The organism is Amycolatopsis nivea, assembly GCF_004522235.1.
In the GTDB taxonomy this organism is placed as follows: Bacteria; Actinomycetota; Actinomycetes; order Mycobacteriales; family Pseudonocardiaceae; genus Amycolatopsis; species Amycolatopsis nivea.
On the sequence record NZ_SDLT01000027.1, the window covers coordinates 34,340 to 57,984 of the forward strand.

A 23,645-nucleotide genomic window follows, 5' to 3' on the forward strand; every position below is an offset into this window, starting at 1 on the left:
CATGCGCATCCGCGCTCAAGTGGCGATGGTGATGAACCTCGACAAGTGCATCGGGTGCCACACCTGCTCGGTCACCTGCAAGCAGACCTGGACCAACCGCGAGGGCACCGAGTACGTCTGGTTCAACAACGTCGAGACCAAACCCGGCATCGGCTACCCGAAGCACTACGAGGACCAGGAACGCTGGAAAGGCGGCTGGAAGCTCGACGCCAAGGGCAGGCTGGTGCTCCGCTCCGGCGGCCGGGCGAAGCGGCTGTCGCGGATCTTCGCCAACCCGGACCTGCCGTCGCTCGAGGACTATTACGAACCCGCCACCTTCGACAAGGACATCCTCCTCGACGCGCCGGCCGGGTCGGCCGACACGCCGGTCAAGCAGCCGCGTTCGGCGCTCACCGGCGAGCCGATGCGCCTGGAGTGGGGCGCCAACTGGGAGGACGGTCTCGGCGGCGCGCCCGAACGGGCCGGAACCGACCCGAACATCGCGGCCATGGACCCCGAGGCCGCCGCGCGGGTGAAGTTCGAGTTCGAGAAGACGTTCATGTTCCACCTGCCGCGGATCTGCGAGCACTGCCTGAACCCGGCGTGCGTATCCGCCTGTCCCTCGGGCGCGATGTACAAACGCGAGGAGGACGGGATCGTCCTGGTCGACCAGGACCGGTGCCGCGGCTGGCGGATGTGCGTGAGCGCGTGCCCGTACAAGAAGGTCTACGTCAACCACGCCACCGGCAAAGCGGAGAAGTGCACCTTTTGCTTCCCGCGGATCGAAGCGGGCCAGCCGACCATTTGTTCCGAAACGTGCGTCGGCAGGCTGCGCTATCTCGGGCTGGTCTTCTACGACGAGGACGCAGTACTGGCCGCGGCCTCGGTGGAGGACGGGCACGAGCTGCTCGCCGCGCAGCGGGCGGTGTTCCTCGATCCGCACGACCCCGAAACGGTGCGGCTGGCGTATGAAGCGGGCCTGCCGGAGGAATGGGTGCTCGCCGCGCAGGCGTCGCCGGTGTGGCGGCTGATCAGCGAGTACCGGATCGCGTTGCCGCTGCATCCGGAGTACCGCACGCTGCCGATGGTCTGGTACGTGCCGCCGCTGTCCCCGGTGCTCGACGCGGTCGGGGCCGCCGGACGCGACGACACCGACGCCGACGACGTTTTCCACACCATCCGCGACCTCCGGATCCCGGTCGAGTACCTGGCGGAACTGTTCACCGCCGGCGACTCCGAGGCAGTCGCCGGAGTGCTGATGAAGCTCGCCGCCATGCGCTCCTACATGCGGGCGCGCACCCTCGACGGCACTGTCGCCGAGGAACTGTGCGAGGCCGTGGGAATGCCGGGCGAGCAGATCGAATCGATGTACCGGCTCCTGGCCATCGCCAAGTACGACGAGCGCTACGTCGTGCCCGCGGCCTACGACAAGGACGCCGCGGCCCTCGAAGCGCAGGCAGCGTCCACTTCGGACTGCTCGCTCGACTGCACGGGCGGGCCGGGGATGACCGAACAGGCCGCCACCGCCGAGCGATTCCACCTCGTGTCCGAAGACGAGCGAGTCCGTCCAGGGCGCCGCGGCCTCCTCAGCCGTCGCTCCGACGGCAGGCTCGGGCTGACCATCGACCCGGCGGGAGGCACGGCATGACGGTCGATCCGGCGGACCGGACCCGGTTGTTCGACCTCGCCTCGGTCCTGCTCGCCTATCCCGACGCCCGGCTGTTCTCCGCGGCGGACGAACTCCGCGAGACGGTCGCGGCGATCGCCCACCCCGAGGTCCGCGACCGGATGACGGGATTCCTCGACTGGTTGCTCACCACTGAGACGCTTGCCGTCGAGACCCATTACGTGCGCACGTTCGACCTGCGGCGGCGCAGCGGGCTGTACCTGACCTACTATCTGCACGGCGACACCCGCAAACGCGGCATCGCTTTGCTCACGCTCAAACAGCGCTACCGCGCGCACGGCCTGCGCCTGGCCGAGGGCGAACTGCCCGACCTCCTGCCGGTGGTCCTGGAATTCGCCGCCGCCGCGGGTCCCGGAGACGGCGAGGCCCCGCTGCGCCAGCACCGGCGCGGCCTGGAATTGCTGCGCTGCGCGCTCGAAGAAGCCGGATCGCCGTACCGGCACGTCGTCGACGCTGTCGTCGCCGCGCTGCCGCCGCTGACCCCGGACGACCGGGCGGCGGTCGCCGCGCTCGCCGTCGACGGCCCGCCGGTGGAATCGGTCGGGCTGGCGGCTTACGGAGCCGACGTCGACGCGATCGGCTTCGGCCCGGAACTCACCTCTGGCTCGTGTCCTTCCCTGGAGAGTGCCCCGTGACCACCTTCGTCTGGATCGTGCTGCCCTACGCCTGCCTGGCGGTGTTCGTGCTCGGCCACGTCTGGCGGTGGCGCCACGACCAGTTCGGCTGGACGACGCACACCAGCCAGTTGCTGGAGAGCCGCATTCTGCGGTGGGCCTCTCCGCTGTTTCACCTCGGCGCGTTCGGCGTGATCGTGGGACACGCGGGCGGCCTGCTGGTGCCGTCGTCGCTGACGAGCGCGATCGGTGTCCCCGAAGGGCTGTACCACGCCGTCGCGGTGTGGGGCGGCACGCTCTCCGGGCTCGTGCTGGTCGCCGGGCTGGTGCTGCTGATCGCGCGCCGCGTGGTCAACGGCCGGGTGCGCCGCGCCACGACCACAATGGACAAAGTCCTCTACGTCGCGCTCGCCGCGATGGTGGCGCTCGGCATGACGGCCACGGTCGGCGTCAACCTGTTCGGACACGGCTACGACTACCGCGAGACCATCGCCGTCTGGTTCCGCGGCATCTTCTGGTTCTCCCCGCAGAGCCAGCTGATGATCGACGCCCCGCTGGTCTACCAGCTGCACGCGGTCGGCGGATTCCTTTTGCTCGCGCTGTGGCCGTTCACGCGGCTGGTGCACGTGTGGTCGGCGCCGCTGGCCTACCTGTGGCGGCCGTACGTCGTCTACCGCGCCCGTCGCGGCGCGCCGCCCGCACCGCAACCGGCTCCGGCCGTCGTGCGAGACCGGGCGACCGGAGAGAGGCAAACCCTTGCCTGAACCGACGGTCGCCGATGTGGTCGTCCGGCTGCCGAAAACCTTGCCCGCCAAGGCTTCCGTCGCCGAAGCCAGGGCTTGTTTCGCCGACGACCACGTCCACATGCTCCTGTTCACCGAGTCCGGCCGGCTCCTGGGCACGCTCGTTCGCGAAGACCTGGACGAAACCGCATCCGGCCCCGCCCTGCGGTACGTCCGGCTGACGGGCCGGACCGTCTCCGCCGACCTGCCCGCCGAGGACGCGCGCCAGCTCCTGCTCCGTCGCGGGCAGCGGAGACTCGCCGTCGTCGACCACGACGGCGCACTGCTCGGACTGCTGTGCCTCAAACGCCACCGCACCGGATTCTGCAGCGACGCCGACGTCGCCGCGCGGGCCGCGGAGCCTCTGCGGTGACCGCACCGACGACGCGCCGCAAGGCTCCCGTCGTTCCGCCGCAGCACGGAGCCTGGGGATTTCTCGGCCTGCCGCTTCTGCTCGGCGTCGCGGCAGGCGGCTGGTCCGCCTGGCTGATCCCGTTCGCGGTGGCCTGGGTGTCCGCCCATCCGGCAGGCTGGGCCGTGACCGGGCTGCTCACCGCACGACGGCCCAGCCGGTTCCGCCGGGCCGCGCTGCTGTGGATTCCGGTGTGCGCGACCGCGGGCGCGGTCGTGCTCAGCGCGTGTCCCTGGCTGATCTGGGTACTGCTCGGCTATCTGGCGCTGTTCGGCGTCACTCTCGGGTTCGCACGAGCGCGCCGCGAACGGTCGATGGCCAACGACCTCGTCCTGATCGCCGAGTGCGCGCTGCTGGTTCCGGTCGTGGCCGGAGTGGCCGCCGGGAGCCAGCCCTGGGCAGCCATGACCGCCGCTCCGGTTCTCGCTGCCACTGTGTTCACCGCCCTCGCGCTCGTCGGCTCCACGCTGCACGTGAAGTCGCTGATCCGCGAGCGCGCCAATCCCGCGTATACCGCCGCAGCGCGCGCTTTCTCGCTCGCCGCCGTCGTCGCGACGCTCGCGCTCGCGATGGCCACCGGCTGGTGGTGGCCGGTGGCCGCGTTCGTGCTGCTCGCCGCTCGCGGCGCCTGGTGGCACGACCCGTCGTGGCGGCCGTCGCGGATCGGGATGGTCGAGCTCGCCGGACTGGTTTCCGTTGCCACTGCGGGATTTCTCACCTTCTAGTCCGGAGTGGACGGTGAGGACCTTCGGCCCCCGCCCGGGGAAATTCGGCTCTGCTGCCGATCCCCGCCGGAGCCGGAAACTGGACGGGCCCTCGCCGACCGGCGGGCGCTCGCACGACACGAATGAGGCGTCGATGACCTCGACACAGGACCGCCCGGCCGGAGCCGGCAGACCCGCGCTGATGCTGACCCTCGCGACCGCCGGGTTCGCGCTCAACTTCTGGGCCTGGGCACTGCTCAGCCCGCTCGGCCCGCTGTTCAAGGACTCCTTGAAGCTGACCGCGTTCGAACAGGCCCTGATGGTCGCCGTCCCGGTCGTGGTCGGCTCGCTCGGCCGGATCCCGGTCGGCGCGCTCACCGACCGCTACGGCGGCCGGATCATGTTCCCGGTGCTCTCGGCCCTGACCGCGCTGCCGGTGCTGTTCCTCGGCCTCGCCGGGCATTCGTCGTTGCTCGCGCTCCTGATCGGCGGCTTCTTCCTCGGCCTCGGCGGCACGTCGTTCGCGATCGGCGTCCCGTTCGTCAACGCCTGGTTCCCACCCGAGCGGCGCGGACTCGCGATCGGCATCTTCGGCGCGGGCATGGGCGGCACCGCGATCAGCGCGCTGACGACCGTCCCGCTGGTCAAGGCCGGAAGCGTCGCGACCCCGTTCCTGATCACCGCGGCCGTCCTCGTCGGTTACGCGATCCTCGCCGCCGTCCTGCTGCGCGACGCACCAGACCGCACAGTCCCGACGGAACCGCTGGCCCAGCGGATGCGCCAGACCCTCCGGCTCGCGGTGACCTGGCAGGCCTCGGCACTGTACGCGATCGCCTTCGGCGGCTACGTCGCGTTTTCGGTCTACCTCCCGGCCTACCTCAAGACCGGCTACGGACTGGCCCAGACCGACGCCGCCAACCGGATGGCCGGTTTCGTCCTCTTCGCCGTGGTGATGCGCCCGATCGGCGGCTGGCTTTCGGACCGCTTCGGCCCTGTGCGCGTGCTGGCCGGAGTATTCGGCGTCGTCGCTGCCTGCGCCGCGGTACAGGCGTTCACTCCCGGCCTGATGCCGCTCGGCACAATGGCATTCCTGGCAATGGCCGCAGCCCTCGGAGCGGGCAGCGGCGCAGTGTTCGCGATGGTCGCCATGCTCGTCCCGGCGAACAAAGTCGGTTCGGTGACCGGAGTTGTCGGAGCGGCCGGAGGCCTGGGCGGCTTCATTCCGCCGCTGGTGATGGGAGCGCTCTACGGCGGCCTCGGCTCGTATGCGCTCGGCCTTGCCGCACTCGCGCTGGTCGCCGCCGCAGCCCTCGCGTTCACCGCAACGGTGGCGAAGCGGTCGTTCCAGCAGCACTTCCGTGTGGAGAAGGCCGGTGTGTGAGTACTGCGGCTGCCAGGCTGTGCCCGCGATCGCAGAACTGACCCGGGAGCACGACGAGGCGGTCGCGTTGATCAGCCGCACCCGCACCGCGCACGGCGCGAACGACGTCGCAGCGATGGCAAACCTCGCCCGCCGGATCGCCGAAGTCCTCGGTCCACACACGACAGTCGAAGAGCAAGGCCTTTTCCCAGCGCTGCACGACGAGTTCCCGGACCACCTCGCGGCGCTGGCTGATCAGCACCGGCAGATCGAGCACGTGCTCGGCGAGGCCGCCGACGGGACACCTGCCGACCCGGCGTGGCCCGCGCGGCTGATGGCCACGCTGCACCTGCTGCGCGAACACATCCTCGCCGAGCAGGACGGCGTCTTCCCCGCCGCGCTCAGCCGGCTCGACCCGGCCCAGTGGGAGGCCGTCGACGCGGTACGCCGAAACATCGAAGCCGGGTTCTCGACGCAGTACAGGGCGTGTCCAGGCTAGGGGCAGGCATAGCTGCGGGGGGAGGCGACGCTGATGCTGGCCGCCGGAGTGGACATGAAGGTGATCCAGCACATCCTCTGCGCACCCCGCCCGCGCCTCTCGGGCTCACACCAGACCACAATGGACAGTCCCGCACCGGAAGACCCGCTCCCGGACAGCACAAAACCCCAGGTCACCGAGCCCGGTGACCTGGGGTTCGAGAGTGGGCCGCCAGGGATTCGAACCCTGAACCCGCCGGGTAAAAGCCGGCTGCTCTGCACGATTGAGCTAACGGCCCGAGCTGGGGCTGCCCGTCGAGGGTTCGAACCTCGGTTTCCGCGTCCAGAGCGCGGCGTCCTGCCAGTTGGACGAACGGGCATCGGCTCCCGGTCCAGGAGTCGAACCTGGGCCAGCGGATCCAAAATCCGCGGTGCTGCCTGCTACACCAACCGGGAACGAGCGATGGCGAAGTGGGATGCCCGCGGGTCGAACGCGGTGTCTCCTGGTCCCGAACCAGGCGGGGTCGCCACTGCCCCTCGCATCCGGCGGAAAGCCCCGGCGCCCCCTCGGCGCCGGGCCCGTACCCCTGCCAGGACTTGAACCTGGGGCCTCCGCATTCGTAGTGCGGCGCTCTGTCCGACTGAGCTACAAGGGTGTGCGTCCGGTGCCAAGGCAGCGGACCGCGAGCGGCCGGAGGGCATCGAACCCTCTGCTTCGGTTTGGAAGACCGACGTGTCCGCCGAGTTCACCACGACCGCAGGAAGCGCCCTGGGCTCGGGCGCGGTGGTGAAGGAGGGAGTCGAACCCTCATTGCCGCGAAGGGCGCCCGGGTTACAGCCGGGTGGGGCTGCCACCGCCCCGTCTTCACCGTGCGGGTCCGGCGGCGGTTGGCTGCCGGACCCGGCGCTCGTCCTGGCCGCGGGTGAGGCGACGGGGACGAGTCTCGGAAATGTCTTGCTTCGCTGTGCAGTTGTCAAAGAACCGCCGCCCGGAAATGGGCAGCAGCAGTTGGGAAAAAATGGAGATTTATTGCCCGAAACAGCCCTGACGAGAGAAGCCGCCCTGATCGGTTTCCCGATGGGCGGCTCCCTGTGCGCGCAGCGATTGCTGCGTCAGGTCAGGGAGCGGATACCGCCCAGGATCCCGCCTTTTCGGCTGATGTGGCGCTGGTGGAGCGGCGCACGCTGGACAGCGCGGAGGGCGGCCGGATACTGGCCTCGCATCTCCCGCGTCCGCACGTTCGTCATGTCCGCTCCTTCATCCGCTGTGGTGGAATCATCTTCACCTACCGCGAAGGCATGCGTCAATCTTATTTTCCGCAGAACAGTTTCCAGCCGGTCTTTCCGAAGAAGAAGGGTTGTGCTGTAATGGGCGAGTGCACTTCAACCCTTACGGTGGCGCGGGCGCGCAGGTAGCCGCCGACCTGGCCACGCTTGCCCAGCGCGACGACGTCACGGCCGCCGAGGTGCGGGCCGCGGGGCAGGCTCGCGACATGGTGCTGCCGCGCATCACCGCGGACGAGGCGGGGCGGATTCTCGCGTGGGGGCGGCGGCTGCATCAGGTGTTCGTCGCGGAGACGACCGGCGAGCGGATCGATCTGCTCAACGAGCTGCTCGCCATCGCCGCGTGTCGGCCGAACATCGCCAGTCACGACGGGAAAGCGCCGCATCTGCACTACTCCAGCGAGGGTGCGGGGGTGGTCGCGCGGTTCTACGCGTACACGGCGGGCGGGCTCGCGCATCTGGTGTGCGAGGAGCCGCACCGTCTCGGCGTATGCGCGCGTGAGGGGTGCGGCGTCGCGTTCGTGGACACGTCGCGCAACGGACGCCGACGGTTCTGTTCCACTCGCTGCGGCACACGGGTCAACGTCGCCGACCATCGCGCGCGGCAGCTCGCGGGCTAGACCACAGATGAGGCGGCAGCCGCGCCGACTGCTCGCTGCGGCACGCGAGCCGACCACCGCCCGCGGCGGCTCTCGGACTAGACGACCGGTCAGTCGGCAACCGCGCTGGACGACCGGCTCGCTGCGGCACGCGGGCAGACGTGGCCGACCATCGAGCGGGCCAACTTGCGGGCTAGGCGACCGGTCAGCCCTGTCGAACAACCGCGCGTGGAGGCACGCGGGCAGACGTGGCTGACGATCGCGCGGCAACTCGCGGCCTAGACCACCGGTCAGTCAGCAATCGCCTCGAACGAGTGCAGTTCCGGGTACTTCGGCGCGATCGTGTCGCCGGAGGACTCGCCGCGCAGGCGTCGGCCGATCCACGGCAGGGCGTGTTCCCGTCCCCAGCGAAGGTTTGCCGCACGCTGCTCCCGGGTGGACAGGCGGGGGCGAGGTCCCAGCGCGGCGTGCGTGAGGCTGTGCTGCACGCCCAGCGCGTCGAGCACAGCGATGGCGATTTCGGTGTGCCCGGCGGCATTCAAGTGCAGCCGGTCCGGGGACCACATGCGACGGTCGCGCAGCTGGCGCATCGACCACATGTCCACGAGCAGCGTCTCGTGCCGCGCCGCGATGCCGCGGACGTGTTCGTTGTAGATCGCGACCCGGCCGCGGATCTGGCGGAACAGCGCGTCCTCGACGCCGTCGACGCCGGTGAACAGCAGCACCTGCGCACCGGCCGCGCGGAAGCGGGCCACGGCGCGTTCGTAGGAGTCGGCGAGGCTGTCGATGTCGACACGCGGCCGCATCAGGTCGTTGCCGCCCGCGTAGACGGTGACGAGGTCCGGCTTCATCGCCAGCGCCGGTTCGATCTGCTCGTTCAGCACCTGCGGCAGGAGCTTCCCGCGCACCGCCAGATTGGCGTACTGGAATCCCGGCTCACCGGCGGCCAGCACCTCGGCGACCCGGTCGGCCCAGCCGCGCACCCCGTTGCGCGCGGACGGATCGTCGTCCCCGACGCCTTCGGTGAACGAATCGCCAATACAGACTAAGCGGTTGGTCATTGCCTCAGTTTAGGCCCGGCTCCCCCGCCCTGGTCACGGCGCCCGCGGACAGCAGCGTAGCTCCCGCGAGACCGCCCCAGAGCGCGCCAGGCCCGAGCGGAGCGAGTGCGGTGAGCACTGCCGGGGAGACCGCGAGTCCGATGCCGGTCGACAGTTCGAAGCGGGCGGCCGCCTGGCCGAGCAGGCGTGCGGGCGCGAGGGCCAGGACGAAGGCGGTGGCGCTGCCTGCGTAGATGATCTCGCCGATGGTGCAGACCACCGAGACCGCGGCGATCGCCGGTGCCGCCCAGCCGGATCCGAGCAGGGTCGCGGCGAGGAAACCGAGGTAGGACACAGTCAGCACGATTCCGCCAGTCGCTAGTGCGGTTCGCCGGGAGATCCGCGAGAGCAGGACGGTGACCGGCACTTGCAGGGCGACCACGAGCACTGTGTTGGCCACGAAGATCGCCGCCGACCACACGGGGGACGCGTGCAGGTACGCGGTCAGCACCAGCGGCAACGCGATCTCCGGGACGTTGAGGCAGAACGCGTAGACGACGTTCGCGCCCAGCAGCGCGCCCATCCGCGGCGCACGCTCGAGGGTCGGCTCCGCCGTGACGGCCGGGGCGCGCAGGCGCACTGACCAAGCCAAGCCTGCGGCGACCAGGTACGCGATTCCGGTGCCGATCGCCATGGTGCGCAACGCATCCGAGCCGCCTGTCAGGCAAGCAGTCGCGAGCAACGCGCCGATGCCGAGCGCTGCGTTGCGGAGGGAACGGCCGGCGGCGAGGGCGGCGTCGCGTTCCCGGCCGGTGGCGAGCGTCGCGACGAGCGCGGCATGTGCCGCTGGCCAAGCCTGGTTGCCCGCGGAGAGAAGGATCGCCGCGCCGACGAACGGCCACATCTCCCCCGTCGGCGCGGCCAGCAGCATCGCGACGCCGAGTGCGCGCACCAGCATCGAAGCGGCCACCACGGTGGTGCGCGCACCTCGATCGAGCCATCGCCCCACGAACGGCATGCAGCCGAGGCCGACGAGCACGCCTGCGGTCATGGCCGCGCCGGTCGCGGGCGCGGACAAGCCCAGCACGGTCACGCCGTAGATCAGGAGAAACGGGCGCAACAGGCCGGTGCCGAGCGCGTCGACGGCCATCGCGGCCGCGTAGCGCGGGCCGCCGGACACGCGGATCAGCGCGCTCGGCCGGATCTTGGTGGTCATGGCGCTCGACAGTGCCGCGCGGGCCTGGGGCGGAGCACGCCGATTCGCAGTTTCCGTCAACCGGCGAAGTCCCGGACCGCTCGATCGGCGATGCTGGTGCGGTGCCGTTGAGGATCGACATCGCCGGACTGCCGGCCGAGCAGGTGCGGTTCGCCGCGTCGCCGCTCGCGGAGCTGACCGCGATGCTGCACGTGCTCGCCGAACCGGGCCATCATCCGCGGTTCGCCGCGTGGGCGGGCGAAGTCTGGGCCGGGCTGCGGCCTGAACTGGCCGAACGCGTGCGAGAGGCGGATTCCCTGTGGCGGTCCTCGCAAGCCGACTTCCTGTTGCCCGGACGTCCGCGCCCTGCTCTCGCCGAGGAATTGGCTGACGTCGACGCGATCGACGACGAAACCTATGCGACCGCGGCGCTCGTCTCGACCTGCGGCAGCACCCGGATCGCGACCCGTTCTCCGCTCACCGACCCGGCATCGCGCGAACGCGCCCTCGACCTCGCCCAAGCGCGCGGCCCTCGCCAGGAAGCGTTCGCCGAAAGCCTGCTGACCGATCCCGCGGCCACGCGCGCCCGGATCCGCGACACCCTCGAGCAATGCGCCGAAGCGTTCTTCGACAGTGCTTGGGCCGGGCTGGAACCACAGCTCTCCGCCGACCTTCGGCGCAAACAGGATCTGTTGCGACACAAGGGAATCCGTGCGGCGCTCGATGCGGTGTCCAGTGCGGTCGCCTTGTCGGAAGACGGCTGCCGCATCGTCGTGGACAAGCTGCAGGACAAGGCGACCGCCGCCCGGGAAAGCGTCACCTTCATCCCCAGCGTGTTCGGCAGTCCGCACCTGGTCGTGGTGCACGCGGCGGGCTGGCGGCCGGTGGTGCAGTATCCGGTCGCCGACGCCGCGCTGGTGCCGCTGGAAACGGTTGAACTGCGACTCGACGCGCTTGCGCATCCGGTGCGGCTGCGGCTGGTCCGGACACTCGCGCGCAGCCCGCACACGACCAGCGAACTGGCGCATAGCTGGGATCTCTCCGCGCCGGAGGTGTCCCGGCATCTCGCGGTCCTGCGCCGGGCGGGCCTGCTCACCGCGAAGAGACAAGGCCGGTACGTGCGCTATTCGCTCGACTTGCCGCAACTGTCCTCGCTCGGGACCGATCTGCTGGCCGCCGTGCTGCGCTGACTCAGGTGCGGAGGCCGTCGAAGAGGATTGCGATCGTGCGGTCCCGCAGCGCGCGGTCGGACCCGACGTGCTCGGCGGCCTTCGCGGTGCCGATGATCACCGGGATCAGTTCGGTGGTGGTGACGTCGCGCCGCACCGCGCCGCTGTCCTGGGCGCGGCGCAGGAGCACGCCGAGGGATTCGCGCAGCCGCTCCCCGATCACCGAACCCGTGCTGGGGACGCACACGCCGGCCGAGCTGAGCGCTTCGAAGTAGGCGTTTTTGGCGCTGGACATCTCGATCCAGCTGGTGAGGAAGGTGAAAAACGCGGCTCCGGCGTCCTCGGCGTTCTGCGCGACGACCGCGTCGGCCTCGTCGACGAACCGGTGCAGCCGCGCGTAGAGCACGGCTTCCAGGAGCGCTTCTTTCGTGGGGAAGTGCCGGAACACCGTGCCGATGCCGACGCCGGCCTCGCGCGCGACCTCTTCGGTCGGCGCACCGGTGCCCTTGGCCGCGAAGACCGTCTCGGCGGCTTCGAGCACCTTGGCGCGGTTTCGCCGCGCGTCGGCGCGCAGCGGTTTGTCCTCCGTCACGGCTGTGATGGTAGTCGCGCGTGCTGGCCGCGCGTCGCCCGATACTGGTCCGTCCGGCGTGCCGCAGCGGCGGAAACAACCCGTCCGGAGCAGGCGTCAGGAATCGTCAAACCTCTGCCGGTCGTTCACACTGTAGTGTGACGACCGTCACGAGAGGTGCACGACCATGACTCTAGGCGACAACGAGGTCACCCAGTCAGTCCAAGCGTCGACCGGCGACCGGCGGGTGCAGGTACGCCGGGCGGCCCTGGCCGGGTCGATCGGAACCACCATCGAGTGGTACGACTTCTTCCTCTACAACACCGCCGCGGCGTTGGTCTTTCCCCATCTGTTCTTCCCCGCGTCGTCGGCCTACGCCGGGGTGATGCAGTCGTTCGCGACCTACGCGGTCGGTTTCGCGGCCCGCCCGGTCGGCGCGGCGATTTTCGGCCATTGGGGCGACCGGCTCGGCCGCAAGGCGACGCTCATCGTGACGCTCCTGCTGATGGGCCTGTCCTCGGCCGTGGTCGGCCTGCTTCCCGGCGCGGCGACCATCGGCGTCGCCGCCCCGTTGATCCTCGTCCTGCTGCGCCTGGTGCAGGGCATCGCGATCGGCGGCGAGTGGAGCGGTTCGGTGCTGCTGGCCATGGAATGGGGCGACCAGCGACGACGCGGCCTGCTGGCGAGTTTCGCGCAAGTCGGCGTCCCGGTCGGTCTCGTGCTCGGCACCGGCGGGATGACCCTGCTGTCGGCGACCCTTTCGCCGGAAGCATTTTCCTCGTGGGGCTGGCGGATCCCGTTCCTGCTGAGCCTGGTGCTGGTGGCGATCGGCCTGGTCATCCGGCTGCGGATTCTGGAAACGCCGATGTTCGCCGCGGCGGTCGCGGCCAAGCGCACGTCGAAAGCCCCGGTGAAGGACGTGGTCCGGCGCCACTGGCGGGAAATCCTGCTGTCGGCCGGGTTGCGCTTCAGCGAGCAGATGCCGTTCTACCTGTTCACCAGCTACGTCCTGGTCTACGTCGTGCAGCGACCGGAGTTCAGCAAAACGTTCGTGCTCAACGCGGTCCTGGTCGGGGCCGCGGCGGAATTGGTGCTGATCCCGCTGTTTTCCCAGTTCTCCGACCGGATCGGGCGCAAACAGGTGTACCTGACCGGCGCGGTGCTGACCGGAGTGATCGCGTTCCCGTACTTCACGGTCCTGACCCACAGCGGGCACGGGATGATCTTCCTCGCCATCATCGTGTCCCTTGTCGCGCACTCGATGCAGTACGGCCCGCAGGCGGCGCTGATCGGCGAGAGTTTCCCGACGCATCTGCGCTACGGCGGGGCGGGGCTGGGATATCAGCTGGCGTCGGTGTTCGCGGGCGGTCCCGCGCCGCTGCTGGCGACCTGGTTGCTGCACACCACCGGCACGCCGTACTCGATCTCGATCTACATTGTCGCGTCGGTCGTGGTGACCGTGGCGTGCGTGATCGCGCTGCCTGATCGCTCGAAGGCCAACATCGACGACGTCGGCGTGTACGCGCGCTGACGAGAGCCGCGTAGTCCGGATGTCACCGGACTACGCGGTAACGGAGGTGGGTGACGCCGCGGCCTTCGAGCCGCCGCACGGGCTCGAGTTCGACGCGGCCGAGCCCGGTCGGTTCGAACAGCCGCCGTCCCGCGCCCAGCAGCACCGGAATCAGGTGCAGTTCGATTTCGTCGAGCTGGTCCGCGGCCAGGAGTGCCTGCGCCGCGCCCGCGCCGTGGACCAGCACGGCCCGCTCCCCCGCTTTGTCGCGGGCTTCGTCGGCGCACGCGTTGACGTCGGTGTAGAACTTCGCGCTGCCCGGCGGCGCGTCGCCCGGGTCGACATGGTGGGTGAGCACGTGGATCGGGACGCCGTCGTGGTGGTCGCCGTGCCACCGGTTGGCCAGCTCGAACGTGCGGCGTCCGGAGATCACCGCGCCGGTCGCGGATGCCTCGGCGTACACCTGCCCGTTGATCCCCTCCTCCGCCCGGTCGTCGAGCCAGTCGAACAGCCGGAATCCGTCGCGGCCGAGCTCCTGGCCGGGCCGGTCGTCCGGGCCGGCGATGTATCCGTCGACGGACACGGACATGTACAGCCGCACTGGGGTTCTGCTCATTTCCCGATCTCCTTTTCGAGGAAGTCGACGATGGTCATGCCGTCGGCGTGGTGAGCGGGCCACTGGACGAGTTCGATCCGGCGGGCGGCCAGCGCGGCGAGCGTGTCGGCCCTCGACTTGACCTGCACGACCAGGTGGCTCACGCCGGTGCCCGTCTCGTAGCCGATCGCCGGGTAGAACGCCAGCGACCGATCGAGGTCGGTCACCCGCAGTCCGAGGTGCAATGTCCGCATTCCGGTGCCTCCGTCGCGCCTGGCCTTGCGGTGCGCCGCTTTCACCAGTGCGTCGAACGCGCGGTGCCGGATTCGACAACCCAGGGGCGAGATTCTTTTTCGGCGGCAGGCACAGAAAAAGGGGCTGCCACCCCGAAAATCGGAGTGGCAGCCCCTGTGCGTGACGCGATCAGCGCTGCGGCGGCGGTCCGCCCTGCGGTCCGCCGAACGGGCCTTGCTGCGGGAACGGTCCGCTGCCCGGTCCGGGGCCCTGCGGTCCGCCGAACTGCTGCGGCGGCGGGCCCTGGTACGGCCCGCCCGGCGGCGGCCCGGCCGGGGGCTGCGGCTGCGGCAGCGACTGCTGCTGCTGAGCAGGCGGCGGCGCACTCGGCTGCGGGCGCTCCGGCGGTGCGGGCGGCTCTTCCTCCTGCACCGGCTCGGGAGCCTCCCGCTTCGCCGGAGCCCCGCCGATCGCCCGGCGCTCCGTCGACGCGCCCAGCGGTCCGTCGACTTCCTTGCGCGCCACCGCTTCCGCGGCGGCGACCGCCTCGGCGACCTTCGGGTCGCTGCTGGTGTCGAACCAGCCGGCGACCTCGTCGTCGTCGAGGTCCGGCTTGGCGGGCGTGTCGTCCTTGGGCGGTTCGTACCGGAACACGCCGTCGTCGCCCGGGGCGCCGAGCGCGCGGGCGAAGCCTTCGAGGGCCTTGCCGTAGTCGCTCGGGATCATCCAGACCTTGTTCGCGTCGCCCTGCGCCATCTGCGGCAGGGTCTGCAGGTACTGGTAGGCAAGGACTTCCGGCGTCGGGCGGCCGGCCTTGATCGCGGCGAACACCTTCTCGATCGCCTTCGCCTGGCCCTGTGCCTGGAGGTAGCGGGCGGCTCGTTCACCCTGCGCGCGCAGGATCCGCGACTGCCGTTCCGCCTCGGCGGCGAGGATCGCGGCCTGCTTCTGGCCTTCCGCGGCGAGGATCTGGCTCTGCTTCTGGCCTTCGGCCGTCTTGATCGACGATTCCCGCTGGCCTTCGGCGGTGAGGATCATCGCGCGCTTCTCCCGGTCGGCGCGCATCTGCTTCTCCATCGAGTCCTGGATGGAGGCGGGCGGCTCGATCGCCTTCAGCTCGACGCGGGCGACGCGGATGCCCCAGCGGCCGGTGGCCTCGTCGAGCACGCCGCGCAGCTGCGTGTTGATCGAGTCGCGGGAGGTCAGCGTCTCCTCCAGGCTCATGCCGCCGACCACGTTGCGGAGCGTGGTGGTGGTGAGCTGCTCGACGCCGATGATGTAGTTCGAGATCTCGTAGACGGCCGCGCGCGAGTCGGTGACCTGGAAGTACACGACGGTGTCGATGTTCACCGTCAGGTTGTCCTCGGTGATCACCGGCTGCGGCGGGAACGACACGACCTGCTCGCGCAGGTCGATCCGCGCGCGCACCTTGTCCAGGAACGGGACGAGGAAGGTCAGGCCGGGCGAAGCGACCGTGCGGAACCGGCCGAGCCGCTCGATCACCGCCGACTGGGCCTGTGGCACCACCATGATCGCCTTGACCACCGTGATGATGACGAACAGAGCCAGCAGTGCGACCACGACGATCGCTATTGTCGACAAGAGCGTTTCCCCTTACCTAGTACCGTTTTTCCTCGGACGGAACCTCACGAGACGATGTCCACCACGGCCGTGGCGCCGGAGATCTCGACGACCGTGACGCTGGTGCCCGGAGCGATCGGCGGCTGCGATTCGTGCACGGCGCGCGCCGACCACACCTCGCCGCCGATTTTCACCTGGCCAGCATCGTAGTCCACAGTGGACACCACGACGGCCCGGGCTCCGACCAGCGCGTCGATGCCGGTGGGGATGGCCGACCCGGCCAGGAAGCGGCGTTTGAGCGCCGGGCGGGCGAGCGCGAGCAGCCCGACCGAGCTGACCGCGAAGACGGCGACGTCGATGTAGATGTTGCCGGTCAGCGCCTCCGAGCCGGCTCCGAGCAGCGCGCCGACGCCGAGCATGATCAGCACGAAGTCCCCGGAGATCACCTCCGCGATCATCAGGACGATGCCGATGATCAGCCAGATCAGAGCCGCTGCCATGCCCTCATGCTCTCAGATCGCGTCGTTTCGCACCGGGCAAACTACTCGACGTGACCGACGCGTGACCTTGGATTTTTCCGACATACCGGACACTACGGAGCGTCGCCACCCGGTTCGGTCACGAAGTCGATGAGCCGTTCCACCGCGCCGATCAGCGGCGTTTCGAGATCGCGGAAGCTGCGCACCCCGGCGAGCACACGCTGCCATCCCTCGTACGGTTCGCCCCAGCCGAGCGCGTCGCAGATGCCGGTCTTCCACTCGACGCCGCGCGGGATCTCCGGCCAGGCGCGGATGCCGACCGACGCGGGTTTCACCGCCTGCCAGACGTCGATGTACGGGTGGCCGGTGACCAGCACCTGCTCGTCGCGGATCTGCCCGACCAGCCGGGATTCCTTGCTGCCCGCGACGAGATGGTCGACCAGCACGCCGAGCCTGCGGCCGGGTCCGGTGCCGAATTCGGCGATCCGGTCGGCCAGCACGTCGACGCCGTCGAGCGGTTCCACGACGACGCCTTCGACGCGCAGGTCGTGTCCCCAGACGCGTTCGACCAGTTCGGCGTCGTGCTTGCCCTCGACCCAGATCCGGGAGTCGCGCGCGACCCGGGCCTGCAGCCCCTGCACGCGGACCGAACCGGACGCGGACACCTGCCGCGCGGGGGCGGCGGTCTTCTTGACCGGCACGAGCGTGACCGGTTTGCCTTCCAGCAGGAACGCGGCGGGCGCGAGCGGGAACACCCGGTGGCGGCCCTTGGCGTCCTCGAGGACGACGTTGCCGTATTCGATCTTCACCACCGCGCCGCAGTACCCGCTGGCCGGGTCTTCGACCACGAGCCCTGGTTCGGCCGGGACCTCCGGCACTTTCCGCTTGCGGGGGCCGGACAGCACGTCGTGATAGCGCACGGTCGGGCACGTTATCGGCGCAGCGCCGGGGCGTCCCGCCGCCACGCCGGGGACGGGCGGCCGATGCGCCGGCTTGACGTGGAGCGCGGTCCAGCTCCTAGCGTCGGTGGCGTCAGCCGTCGAGGTGCCGCCCGGGTCCGCCGGGCAGGAGGAGCAACCGCATGATCACCCGAACCACGCTCGGCTCGTCCGGTCTTCGCGTCAGCGCGATGGGACTGGGGTGCATGGGGATGAGCGAAAGCTACGGCGCCTCCGACTGGGACGGCGGCCTCGCGACCATCGACCGTGCCCTGGAGCTGGGCGTCACGTTCCTGGACACCGCCGACGCCTACGGTGCCGGGCACAACGAGGTGCTGGTGGGCCGCGCCGTCCACGGCCGCCGCGACCAGGTGCAGCTGGCCACGAAGTTCGGCATCGACCGCAGCGTCGGCGACCGCGCGCGGCGCATCCGCGGCGCCCGGGACTTCGTGCTGCGCTCCTGCGACGCGTCGTTGCTGCGGATGGGCGTCGACGTGATCGACCTGTACTACGCGCACCGCCCACCCCAGGACGTGGAGATCGAGGAGACCGTCGGGGCGATGGCCGAGCTGGTCCAGGCGGGCAAGGTCCGGCATCTGGGCTTGTCCGAGGTCGACGGCGAGCTGCTGCGCCGGGCGCACGCGGTGCATCCGATCGCCGCGGTGCAGAGCGAGTACTCGCTGTGGACGCGCGACGTCGAGGCGGTCACCCCGGTGATGGCCGAGCTGGGGGTCGGGCTGGTGCCGTACTCGCCGCTGGGGCGGGGGTTCCTGACCGGGGCCCTGGATCGCTCCGCGTTGGGCGAGAAGGACTTCCGGCGCACCAATCCCCGCTTCGCCGGCGAGGCGGGCGACGCCAACGAGAAGATCGCGCAGACCGTGCGCGACGTGGCCGACCGGCTGGGTGCGACGCCGGCTCAGGTGGCGCTGGCCTGGGTGTATGCCCAGACCGAGCGGCTCGGGGTGGCGGTGGCGGCGATTCCGGGCACCCGCAGCCCGGCCCGGCTGGAGCAGAACGCGGCCGCGCTGGAGATCGTTCTGGACGCCGAGGCGCTGGCCGCACTGGAGCCGCTGAGCGACCAGGTGCGGGGCGAGCGCTACACCCCCGCGCACACCGCTGAGGTCGCCCGGGGCTAGTCGCTTGGTCGCGAGGGTTCAGCCCGGCAGGAGTCTTCGGGTCGGACGGTCCGGCTCAGCGAGCCATCCGCAGCACCGCGTCCGTGAACGGCGTCGGTCCGCCGCGGCGGAGCGGGCCCATCGCGACCAGCGGGGCGAGCGCGACGCACCACGCGCGGACCCGGTCGCCGTCGAGGTGCGGGAGCTCGGCGATCCCGTCCTCGACGGCACCGCCGTGGGCCATCGGCAGGACTGCCCAGTCGACGGCGTCGAAAGCTGGATCGCCGACGCACGGGCGCGGGTCGATCGCGACCGCGCCGCGTTCCGGTCCGGCGTCGAGGACGTTGCCGGGGTGCAGGTCGCCGTGCACGAGGGCGATCGGGCCGCTGGCCGCCAGTTTCTCGGACCGGGCGAGGCCGGTGCGCAGCGCTTCCAGCGGCAGGTGCGCTTCGGCCGGGGACCCGGCGAGGCGTTGCTCGGCGAGGCCGAACATGAACCGGACGCGTTCGAGCTGGGTCGGGAACGGACCGGCGGCGGGGACGCCGTGCACGTCGGCGAGCAGTTCGCCGATCTGGTCCCAGGGGACGTCGGCGCCGCGTCCGGTGAACGTGTCGCCGGGTTCGAGTCCTTCGAGCAGGACGGCGCCGTGGTCGAGGTCGGCGTCGAGGATCTGGACGACCCGCGACAGTCCGGCCCAGGAGCCCAGAGCGGTCGCCTCGGCGGTCGCGATCGCGCGGTCCGGGCAGAGTTTGAGCACCTTCAGCGCGCCCTCGCCGTCGCGGCAGAGCAGGGTGCGGCCGGTGTTGCCGGGCCGGGCCTCGGAGACGGTGAGGCCCCACTGGCGGCAGAGCCGCTCGACGAGCGTGGGCAGCGCGTCGCACCAGGCTTCGGCGACGGGGCCGAACCGGGTGACGAGGCGGGCGCGGGCGTCGGCGTCCATCAGGGCGGTGTCCATGGATTCCGCCATCAGAACAGCGGCCAGGGGATCGCGCGCCAGTCGTCGCCGGGCTCGGGGAACACCGCCTCGGCGAGCAGGTAGTCGGTGCGCTGCGAGAGCGCCCGGATCTCGAAGGCGGTCAGGTGTTCGCCGAGTTCCGCGCCGAGGCGGCCGTCGAGGTCCGCGCGGAGTTTCCGCAGCTTCTCGACGGCGTCCTCGGGCAGGTCCTCGCCGATCCAGCCCCACAGCACGGTGCGCAGCTTCGGGTCGGTGTGCAGGCAGATGCCGTGGTCCACGCCGTAGACGTGGCCGTCGGTGCCGGCCAGCAGGTGCCCGCCCTTGCGGTCGGTGTTGTTGACGACGATGTCGAGGACCGCGAGTTCGCGCAGGTCCGGGTGGTCGGCGTGGACGAGCACCGCCGGTTCGCCGAGCCGGTCGTGCGCGTGCAGCACGGTGCGCCAGCCTTCGGGGACCTCGTCGGGCGCGCAGACGTCGACCACTTCGGCGTCCTCGTCGGTCTCGACCCACAGCTGCACCATGCCGGGCCCGAACGGGCCGTCGCGCAGCACGGTCGGCGGGATCGCGCCGAGGCCGCAGGCGTCGGAGATCATCGCGGTCGCGACCTCGCGGCCGGCCAGCGTGCCGTCCGGGAAGTCCCACAGCGGCCGCTCCCCCGACACCGGCTTGTACACGACGCGGCCGGTGACGCCGTCGAGTTCGATCGCGCAGAACAGCGTCACGTTGGAGGCGTCGACGAGCCTGCCTTCGACGTCGATGCGCCCGCGGGAGACGAAATCGCGGGCGGCGGGGTCGGCAGGCCCTGGCGCGGTGCTCGCCACAGCCGCCCTCAGTCCTCGGTCACGTCGACGTCGCGCCGGTACCCGTTCTGCCGCGGGCAGATGTGCCCGGCCGGGTCGAGCGGTTCGCCGCACAGCGGGCACGGCTTGCGGCCGGCGTTCACGACGCGGTCGGCGCGTTCGGCGAAGGCGCGGGCGGCGACCGGGGTGAGGAACACGCGGACCGCGTCCGGGCCTTCCTCGGTGTCGTCGAGCACGACGGTCTCGTCGATCTCGCCCTCGGTGATCGCGAGCAGTTCCACGACGACCGCGCCGGAGTCGGCGTCCCAGCCGAGCCCCATCGTGCCGACCCGGAACTCCTCCTCGACGGGCACCGTGAGCGGGTCGGTGTCGACCTCGTCGTCGGGGGCGTGGCTGGGCACGTCGGCGCCGAACCGGCTGGCGACTTCCTCCAGGAGCGACCCGAGCCGCTCCGCGAGGACGACGACCTGCTGTTTTTCGATCGTGACGCTGATCGTCCGCACGTCCTCCGTCGCCTGGAGGTAGAAGGTGCGGTCGCCGGGCTCGCCGACCGTGCCGGCCACGAACCGGTCGGGCTTGCGGAAGACGTGGATTACGCGTGACATAGCGTCTTCGACCCTAGGCCACGGACGCATGATCGGCATCCGCCGCCCCGGGTTGAGGGACCTTCGCGCGCGATTCCTGCGCGGTGCGTGCGGATCCGGACACGCAGCGGATCCTCGTTAGGCTTTCCGGGTGCCTCGCATCTCTCCTCATGGAACCTGGACCTCTCCCGTCACAGCGGCCGGCGCCGCGGCCGCCGGCGGCGGCGCGCAATGGCTCGCCGCGGTCGACGGCGCGCTCTGGTGGGCGGAGGCGCGGCCCGCCGAAGGCGGCCGGGTCGCGCTCGTGCGCGCGCTTCCCGGCGGCGGCGCCGAGGACGTGCTGCCCGCGCCGTGGAACGTCCGGAACCGGGTGCACGAGTACGGCGGGCGGCCGTGGCTCGCGGTCGGCGGCGTCGTGGTGTTCACGCACTGGGCCGATCAGCGGGTGTACGCGCTCAAGGACGGCGAGGTCGCCCCGCTGACGCCGGAACCGGCCACGCCGCAGGGCGTCCGGTACGGCGATCTCCGGCCCGGTCGCGAGGGCGAGGTGTGGGCGGTCCGCGAGCGCAGCACCGGGCCGCGGCGCACGGACATCTCCCGCGAGCTGGTCGCGATCCCGCTGAACGGCTCCGCCGAACGGGTGCTCGTGGAGGGGCACCGGTTCTTCACCGCGCCGCAGCTGTCGCCGGACGGTGCGCACGCCGCGTGGCTCGCGTGGGACCACCCGGCGATGCCGTGGGACGGGACCGAGCTGTTCGTCGCGCCGGTGGCGGCGGACGGGTCGTTCGGGGAGGCGCGCGTGCTGGCGGGCGGGCCGGAGGTCGCGGTGTGCCAGGTGGCGTGGGAGTCCGCGGACCAGCTGCTCGTGCTCGCCGACCCGGACGGCTGGTGGAACCTGCACCGGGTCGGGCTCGACGGTTCGGTGGCGAACCTGGCGCCGGCGGAACGCGAACTGGGCGGGCCGATGTGGAAGCTCGGCACGAGCTGGTTCGCCCCGCTGGGCGGCGGGAAGCACGCGGTCCTCGATTCCGGCAAGCTCGCGATTCTGGACGAGAGCGACGGTTCGGTGACGCGCGTCGACACCGAGCTGACCGTGTGGTCGTCGAGCGGGCTGGCCGCGACGCCGGACGGGATCGCCGGGATCGCGGGCGGGCCTCGGCACGAGAGCGCGGTCGTGGTGCTGGACCCGGACACCGGGAAGTGGCGCGCCCTCACGCCGCAGCCGGCCTCGCTGCCGCCCGCGGAGTACCTGCCGGTGCCGCAGGAGCGCGTGTTCACCGGACCGGACGGCGCGGAGATCCCGGCGTACGTGTTCCCGCCGACGAACCCGGACTTCGCCGCGCCGGAAGGCGAACTGCCGCCGTACGTGGTGCATGTGCACGGCGGGCCGACCGGGCACAGCGACGAATCGCTCGACCTGGACTTCGCGTACTTCACCAGCCGCGGCATCGGCGTGGTCGCGGTGAACTACGGCGGCTCCACCGGATACGGGCGGGCGTTCCGCGAGCGGCTGCGGGAGCAGTGGGGCGTGGTGGACGTGCGCGACTGCGCGGCGGTCGCCGAAGCGCTTGTCGCGGAAGGGATCGCCGACCGGGCCCGGCTGGGCATCCGGGGCGGCAGCGCGGGCGGGTTCACCTCGGCCGCGTCGATCACGATGACCCGCACCTACGCGGCGGCGACGGTGAAGTTCCCGATCCTCGACTTCACCGGATGGACCGGCGAGGGCGGGGAAACGCACGACTTCGAATCGCAGTACCTGGTGAGCATGGTCGGCCCGTATCCGGAGGCCGCCGACCGGTACCGGGAGCGCTCGCCGATGACGCACGTGGGCGCGCTGGCCGGGCCGGTGCTGTTCCTGCAGGGGCTGGAGGACCAGATCTGCCCGCCGGAGCAGGCGGACCGGTTCGTCTCCGAGATCGACGGCAGCGGGATCCCGCACGCGTACCTGCGGTTCGAGGGCGAGCAGCACGGGTTCCGGAAGGCGGAGACGATCGTCGCCGCGCTGGAGGCCGAACTTTCCTTCTACGGCCAGGTGTTCGGCTTCGAAACGCCGGACGTGCCGCGGCTGGAGCTGTCCCGATGAGGCCCGCGAGACTTTCCGCCGGGGACACGGTCGCGCTCGTCGCGCCGTCCGGGCCGGTGCCGCAGGATCTGCTGGACGCCGCGTTGCCGGTGCTGGGCAGCTGGGGCGTGAAGGTGCGGGTCGGCGCCGGGGTGCGGGCTTCGGGCGGGTCGTATCTGTCCGCGCCGGACCAGGCGCGGGCGGCGGAGTTCGCCGAGGCGTGGCTGGACCCGGAGGTCCGGTGCGTGCTGGCGGCGCGCGGCGGGTACGGGACGCAGCGGATGATCGATCTGGTGGACTGGGCGGCGCTGCGGGCCGCCGGTCCGAAGGTGCTGGCCGGGTCGAGCGACGTGACCGCGCTGCACCGGGCCGTGCACACGCATCTGGGCCTCGCGTCGCTGCTTTCGCCGATGCCCGCGAGCGTGCTGTTCGACGAGCCCGCGGCGGAGCACCTGCGGCGGACGTTGTTCGAGCCGGACCACGCGCGGGTGCTGCGGGCGCGGGAGCCGGACGTCGTGGTGCCCGGCCGTGCGCTGGGCGTGCTGGTGGGCGGGAACCTGTCGCTGCTCGCGTCCGGGATCGGCACGGCCGAGCAGGGGTCCGCGCGCGGCGGGATCGTGCTGCTGGAGGACGTGACCGAGAGCCCGTACCGGATCGACCGGATGGTGACGCAGCTGCTGCGCTCGGGCTGGTTCGACGGCGTGCGCGGCATCGTGCTGGGCTCGTGGGCCGCGTGCGGCGACCCGGCGGAGGTCCGCGAACTGCTGGCGGAACGGTTGTCGCCGCTCGGGGTCCCGGTGCTGAGCGGGTTCGGCTTCGGGCACGTGGCGGGGTCGCCGACGGTGCCGCTCGGCGTTTCGGCCTCGCTCGACACCGAACTGGGCACGCTGACCCTCGACTCCCCCGCGCTGGACTGAGC

24 protein-coding genes and 6 tRNA genes are annotated in these 23,645 nt (G+C 71.1%); 13 read left to right on the forward strand and 17 right to left on the reverse strand.

The window, feature by feature from the left end; translation table 11 throughout:
* Position 1 precedes the first annotated feature (1 nt).
* From narH to EIZ44_RS27960, 7 genes are all read left to right on the forward strand, one after another.
* A complete protein-coding gene (narH, locus tag EIZ44_RS27930; protein ID WP_134732217.1) occupies positions 2–1,627 on the forward strand; it encodes a nitrate reductase subunit beta in 1,626 nt (541 codons plus the stop codon).
* Positions 1,624–2,301, forward strand: a complete 678-nt coding sequence (gene narJ, locus EIZ44_RS27935; protein ID WP_037806015.1) for a nitrate reductase molybdenum cofactor assembly chaperone — start codon at positions 1,624–1,626, stop codon at positions 2,299–2,301. Before narH ends, narJ begins: the two co-directional genes overlap by 4 nt.
* Positions 2,298–3,044 carry a respiratory nitrate reductase subunit gamma gene (gene narI / locus EIZ44_RS27940; protein ID WP_134661462.1) on the forward strand — a complete coding sequence of 249 codons (747 nt, stop codon included), beginning with the start codon at positions 2,298–2,300 and terminating at the stop codon, positions 3,042–3,044. The genes narJ and narI overlap by 4 nt, the downstream gene beginning before the upstream one ends.
* Entirely contained in the window at positions 3,037–3,435 is a 399-nt protein-coding gene (locus EIZ44_RS27945; RefSeq protein WP_037806013.1) for a CBS domain-containing protein, read from the forward strand. The genes narI and EIZ44_RS27945 overlap by 8 nt, the downstream gene beginning before the upstream one ends.
* Complete coding sequence (locus EIZ44_RS27950) at positions 3,432–4,199, forward strand: YwiC-like family protein (protein WP_167754297.1); 768 nt, start codon at positions 3,432–3,434, stop codon at positions 4,197–4,199. Before EIZ44_RS27945 ends, EIZ44_RS27950 begins: the two co-directional genes overlap by 4 nt.
* Before the next feature lie 133 nt (positions 4,200–4,332).
* Positions 4,333–5,559 (forward strand): MFS transporter, encoded by a 1,227-nt coding sequence (locus EIZ44_RS27955; protein WP_134732221.1) that lies wholly within the window; start codon positions 4,333–4,335, stop codon positions 5,557–5,559.
* Between the two features lie 19 nt (positions 5,560–5,578).
* Positions 5,579–6,037 (forward strand): hemerythrin domain-containing protein, encoded by a 459-nt coding sequence (locus tag EIZ44_RS27960; RefSeq protein ID WP_238606261.1) that lies wholly within the window; start codon positions 5,579–5,581, stop codon positions 6,035–6,037.
* Between the two features lie 203 nt (positions 6,038–6,240).
* Here EIZ44_RS27960 and EIZ44_RS27965 read toward each other — a convergent pair.
* From EIZ44_RS27965 to EIZ44_RS44875, 6 genes are all read right to left on the reverse strand, one after another.
* Positions 6,241–6,314: transfer RNA gene (locus EIZ44_RS27965), tRNA-Lys, on the reverse strand.
* Positions 6,315–6,323: 9 nt separating this feature from the next.
* Positions 6,324–6,395, reverse strand: a tRNA-Gln gene (locus EIZ44_RS27970).
* 4 nt (positions 6,396–6,399) lie between these two features.
* Positions 6,400–6,471 (reverse strand) — tRNA-Gln (locus tag EIZ44_RS27975).
* 126 nt (positions 6,472–6,597) lie between these two features.
* Positions 6,598–6,671, reverse strand: a tRNA-Arg gene (locus EIZ44_RS27980).
* Between the two features lie 30 nt (positions 6,672–6,701).
* Positions 6,702–6,774, reverse strand: a tRNA-Gly gene (locus EIZ44_RS27985).
* A 26-nt stretch (positions 6,775–6,800) separates the two neighbouring features.
* A tRNA-Tyr gene (locus tag EIZ44_RS44875) sits at positions 6,801–6,885 on the reverse strand.
* Between the two features lie 506 nt (positions 6,886–7,391).
* Between EIZ44_RS44875 and EIZ44_RS27995 the strand changes: the two genes are divergently transcribed.
* Complete coding sequence (locus tag EIZ44_RS27995; RefSeq protein ID WP_134732225.1) at positions 7,392–7,919, forward strand: CGNR zinc finger domain-containing protein; 528 nt, start codon at positions 7,392–7,394, stop codon at positions 7,917–7,919.
* Positions 7,920–8,188: 269 nt separating this feature from the next.
* Here EIZ44_RS27995 and EIZ44_RS28000 read toward each other — a convergent pair whose 3' ends face one another.
* Together EIZ44_RS28000 and EIZ44_RS28005 are read right to left on the reverse strand one after the other, a co-directional pair.
* Positions 8,189–8,959, reverse strand: a complete 771-nt coding sequence (locus EIZ44_RS28000) for an SGNH/GDSL hydrolase family protein (protein ID WP_134732227.1) — start codon at positions 8,957–8,959, stop codon at positions 8,189–8,191.
* A 4-nt stretch (positions 8,960–8,963) separates the two neighbouring features.
* Positions 8,964–10,154, reverse strand: coding sequence for an MFS transporter (locus EIZ44_RS28005; protein ID WP_134732229.1), 1,191 nt, complete (start codon positions 10,152–10,154; stop codon positions 8,964–8,966).
* 101 nt (positions 10,155–10,255) lie between these two features.
* Here EIZ44_RS28005 and EIZ44_RS28010 point away from each other — a divergent pair, with 101 nt between their 5' ends.
* Positions 10,256–11,323: a DUF5937 family protein gene (locus EIZ44_RS28010; RefSeq protein ID WP_134661469.1), complete on the forward strand. Its 1,068-nt coding sequence runs from the start codon at positions 10,256–10,258 to the stop codon at positions 11,321–11,323.
* Position 11,324: 1 nt separating this feature from the next.
* Here EIZ44_RS28010 and EIZ44_RS28015 read toward each other — a convergent pair whose 3' ends face one another.
* Entirely contained in the window at positions 11,325–11,894 is a 570-nt protein-coding gene (locus EIZ44_RS28015) for a TetR/AcrR family transcriptional regulator (protein WP_037806002.1), read from the reverse strand.
* Between the two features lie 166 nt (positions 11,895–12,060).
* Between EIZ44_RS28015 and EIZ44_RS28020 the strand changes: the two genes are divergently transcribed.
* Positions 12,061–13,404, forward strand: coding sequence for an MFS transporter (locus tag EIZ44_RS28020; protein ID WP_134732231.1), 1,344 nt, complete (start codon positions 12,061–12,063; stop codon positions 13,402–13,404).
* Between the two features lie 22 nt (positions 13,405–13,426).
* Here the strand turns inward: EIZ44_RS28020 and EIZ44_RS28025 are convergent, their stop codons facing one another.
* The 5 genes from EIZ44_RS28025 to EIZ44_RS28045 all read right to left on the reverse strand — a co-directional run bounded on the left by EIZ44_RS28025 (position 13,427) and on the right by EIZ44_RS28045 (position 17,192).
* On the reverse strand, positions 13,427–13,999 hold the full coding sequence (locus tag EIZ44_RS28025) for a dihydrofolate reductase family protein (RefSeq protein WP_134732233.1): 573 nt from the start codon (positions 13,997–13,999) through the stop codon (positions 13,427–13,429).
* Entirely contained in the window at positions 13,996–14,232 is a 237-nt protein-coding gene (locus EIZ44_RS28030) for a VOC family protein (protein WP_134732235.1), read from the reverse strand. The genes EIZ44_RS28025 and EIZ44_RS28030 overlap by 4 nt, the downstream gene beginning before the upstream one ends.
* A gap of 169 nt (positions 14,233–14,401) precedes the next feature.
* Positions 14,402–15,742, reverse strand: coding sequence for an SPFH domain-containing protein (locus tag EIZ44_RS28035; protein WP_439098625.1), 1,341 nt, complete (start codon positions 15,740–15,742; stop codon positions 14,402–14,404).
* Between the two features lie 116 nt (positions 15,743–15,858).
* Complete coding sequence (locus tag EIZ44_RS28040) at positions 15,859–16,293, reverse strand: NfeD family protein (RefSeq protein WP_037805993.1); 435 nt, start codon at positions 16,291–16,293, stop codon at positions 15,859–15,861.
* A gap of 92 nt (positions 16,294–16,385) precedes the next feature.
* Entirely contained in the window at positions 16,386–17,192 is an 807-nt protein-coding gene (locus tag EIZ44_RS28045; protein ID WP_134732237.1) for a DUF3097 domain-containing protein, read from the reverse strand.
* A 161-nt stretch (positions 17,193–17,353) separates the two neighbouring features.
* Between EIZ44_RS28045 and EIZ44_RS28050 the strand changes: the two genes are divergently transcribed.
* Positions 17,354–18,346 (forward strand): aldo/keto reductase, encoded by a 993-nt coding sequence (locus tag EIZ44_RS28050; protein WP_134732239.1) that lies wholly within the window; start codon positions 17,354–17,356, stop codon positions 18,344–18,346.
* A gap of 55 nt (positions 18,347–18,401) precedes the next feature.
* Here EIZ44_RS28050 and EIZ44_RS28055 read toward each other — a convergent pair whose 3' ends face one another.
* Genes EIZ44_RS28055 through EIZ44_RS28065 form a run of 3 tightly spaced genes read right to left on the reverse strand, consistent with a single transcriptional unit; the run spans position 18,402 to position 20,685 of the window.
* Entirely contained in the window at positions 18,402–19,280 is an 879-nt protein-coding gene (locus EIZ44_RS28055; RefSeq protein ID WP_037806615.1) for a phosphotransferase, read from the reverse strand.
* Positions 19,281–19,291: 11 nt separating this feature from the next.
* Entirely contained in the window at positions 19,292–20,101 is an 810-nt protein-coding gene (locus tag EIZ44_RS28060; protein ID WP_037805987.1) for an SCO1664 family protein, read from the reverse strand.
* Between the two features lie 8 nt (positions 20,102–20,109).
* A complete protein-coding gene (locus EIZ44_RS28065) occupies positions 20,110–20,685 on the reverse strand; it encodes a DUF3090 domain-containing protein (protein ID WP_037805986.1) in 576 nt (191 codons plus the stop codon).
* A 130-nt stretch (positions 20,686–20,815) separates the two neighbouring features.
* Here EIZ44_RS28065 and EIZ44_RS28070 point away from each other — a divergent pair, with 130 nt between their 5' ends.
* Together EIZ44_RS28070 and EIZ44_RS28075 are read left to right on the forward strand one after the other, a co-directional pair.
* Entirely contained in the window at positions 20,816–22,747 is a 1,932-nt protein-coding gene (locus EIZ44_RS28070; RefSeq protein ID WP_134732240.1) for a S9 family peptidase, read from the forward strand.
* On the forward strand, positions 22,744–23,643 hold the full coding sequence (locus EIZ44_RS28075) for a S66 peptidase family protein (RefSeq protein ID WP_134661478.1): 900 nt from the start codon (positions 22,744–22,746) through the stop codon (positions 23,641–23,643). The genes EIZ44_RS28070 and EIZ44_RS28075 overlap by 4 nt, the downstream gene beginning before the upstream one ends.
* The last annotated feature ends 2 nt before the right edge of the window (positions 23,644–23,645 follow it).

Coding starts and splice junctions, on each gene's coding strand:
- EIZ44_RS28050 (WP_134732239.1), top strand. CDS start 17,354: ATGATCACCCGAACCACGCTCGGCTCGTCCGGTCTTCGCGTCAGCGCG.
- EIZ44_RS28000 (WP_134732227.1), bottom strand. CDS start 8,959: ATGACCAACCGCTTAGTCTGTATTGGCGATTCGTTCACCGAAGGCGTC.
- EIZ44_RS28065 (WP_037805986.1), bottom strand. CDS start 20,685: ATGTCACGCGTAATCCACGTCTTCCGCAAGCCCGACCGGTTCGTGGCC.
- narH (WP_134732217.1), top strand. CDS start 2: ATGCGCATCCGCGCTCAAGTGGCGATGGTGATGAACCTCGACAAGTGC.
- EIZ44_RS28075 (WP_134661478.1), top strand. CDS start 22,744: ATGAGGCCCGCGAGACTTTCCGCCGGGGACACGGTCGCGCTCGTCGCG.
- EIZ44_RS27955 (WP_134732221.1), top strand. CDS start 4,333: ATGACCTCGACACAGGACCGCCCGGCCGGAGCCGGCAGACCCGCGCTG.
- EIZ44_RS28025 (WP_134732233.1), bottom strand. CDS start 13,999: ATGAGCAGAACCCCAGTGCGGCTGTACATGTCCGTGTCCGTCGACGGA.
- EIZ44_RS28005 (WP_134732229.1), bottom strand. CDS start 10,154: ATGACCACCAAGATCCGGCCGAGCGCGCTGATCCGCGTGTCCGGCGGC.
- EIZ44_RS28040 (WP_037805993.1), bottom strand. CDS start 16,293: ATGGCAGCGGCTCTGATCTGGCTGATCATCGGCATCGTCCTGATGATC.
- narJ (WP_037806015.1), top strand. CDS start 1,624: ATGACGGTCGATCCGGCGGACCGGACCCGGTTGTTCGACCTCGCCTCG.
- EIZ44_RS28030 (WP_134732235.1), bottom strand. CDS start 14,232: ATGCGGACATTGCACCTCGGACTGCGGGTGACCGACCTCGATCGGTCG.
- EIZ44_RS28055 (WP_037806615.1), bottom strand. CDS start 19,280: ATGGACACCGCCCTGATGGACGCCGACGCCCGCGCCCGCCTCGTCACC.
- EIZ44_RS28020 (WP_134732231.1), top strand. CDS start 12,061: ATGACTCTAGGCGACAACGAGGTCACCCAGTCAGTCCAAGCGTCGACC.
- EIZ44_RS28035 (WP_439098625.1), bottom strand. CDS start 15,742: ATGGTGGTGCCACAGGCCCAGTCGGCGGTGATCGAGCGGCTCGGCCGG.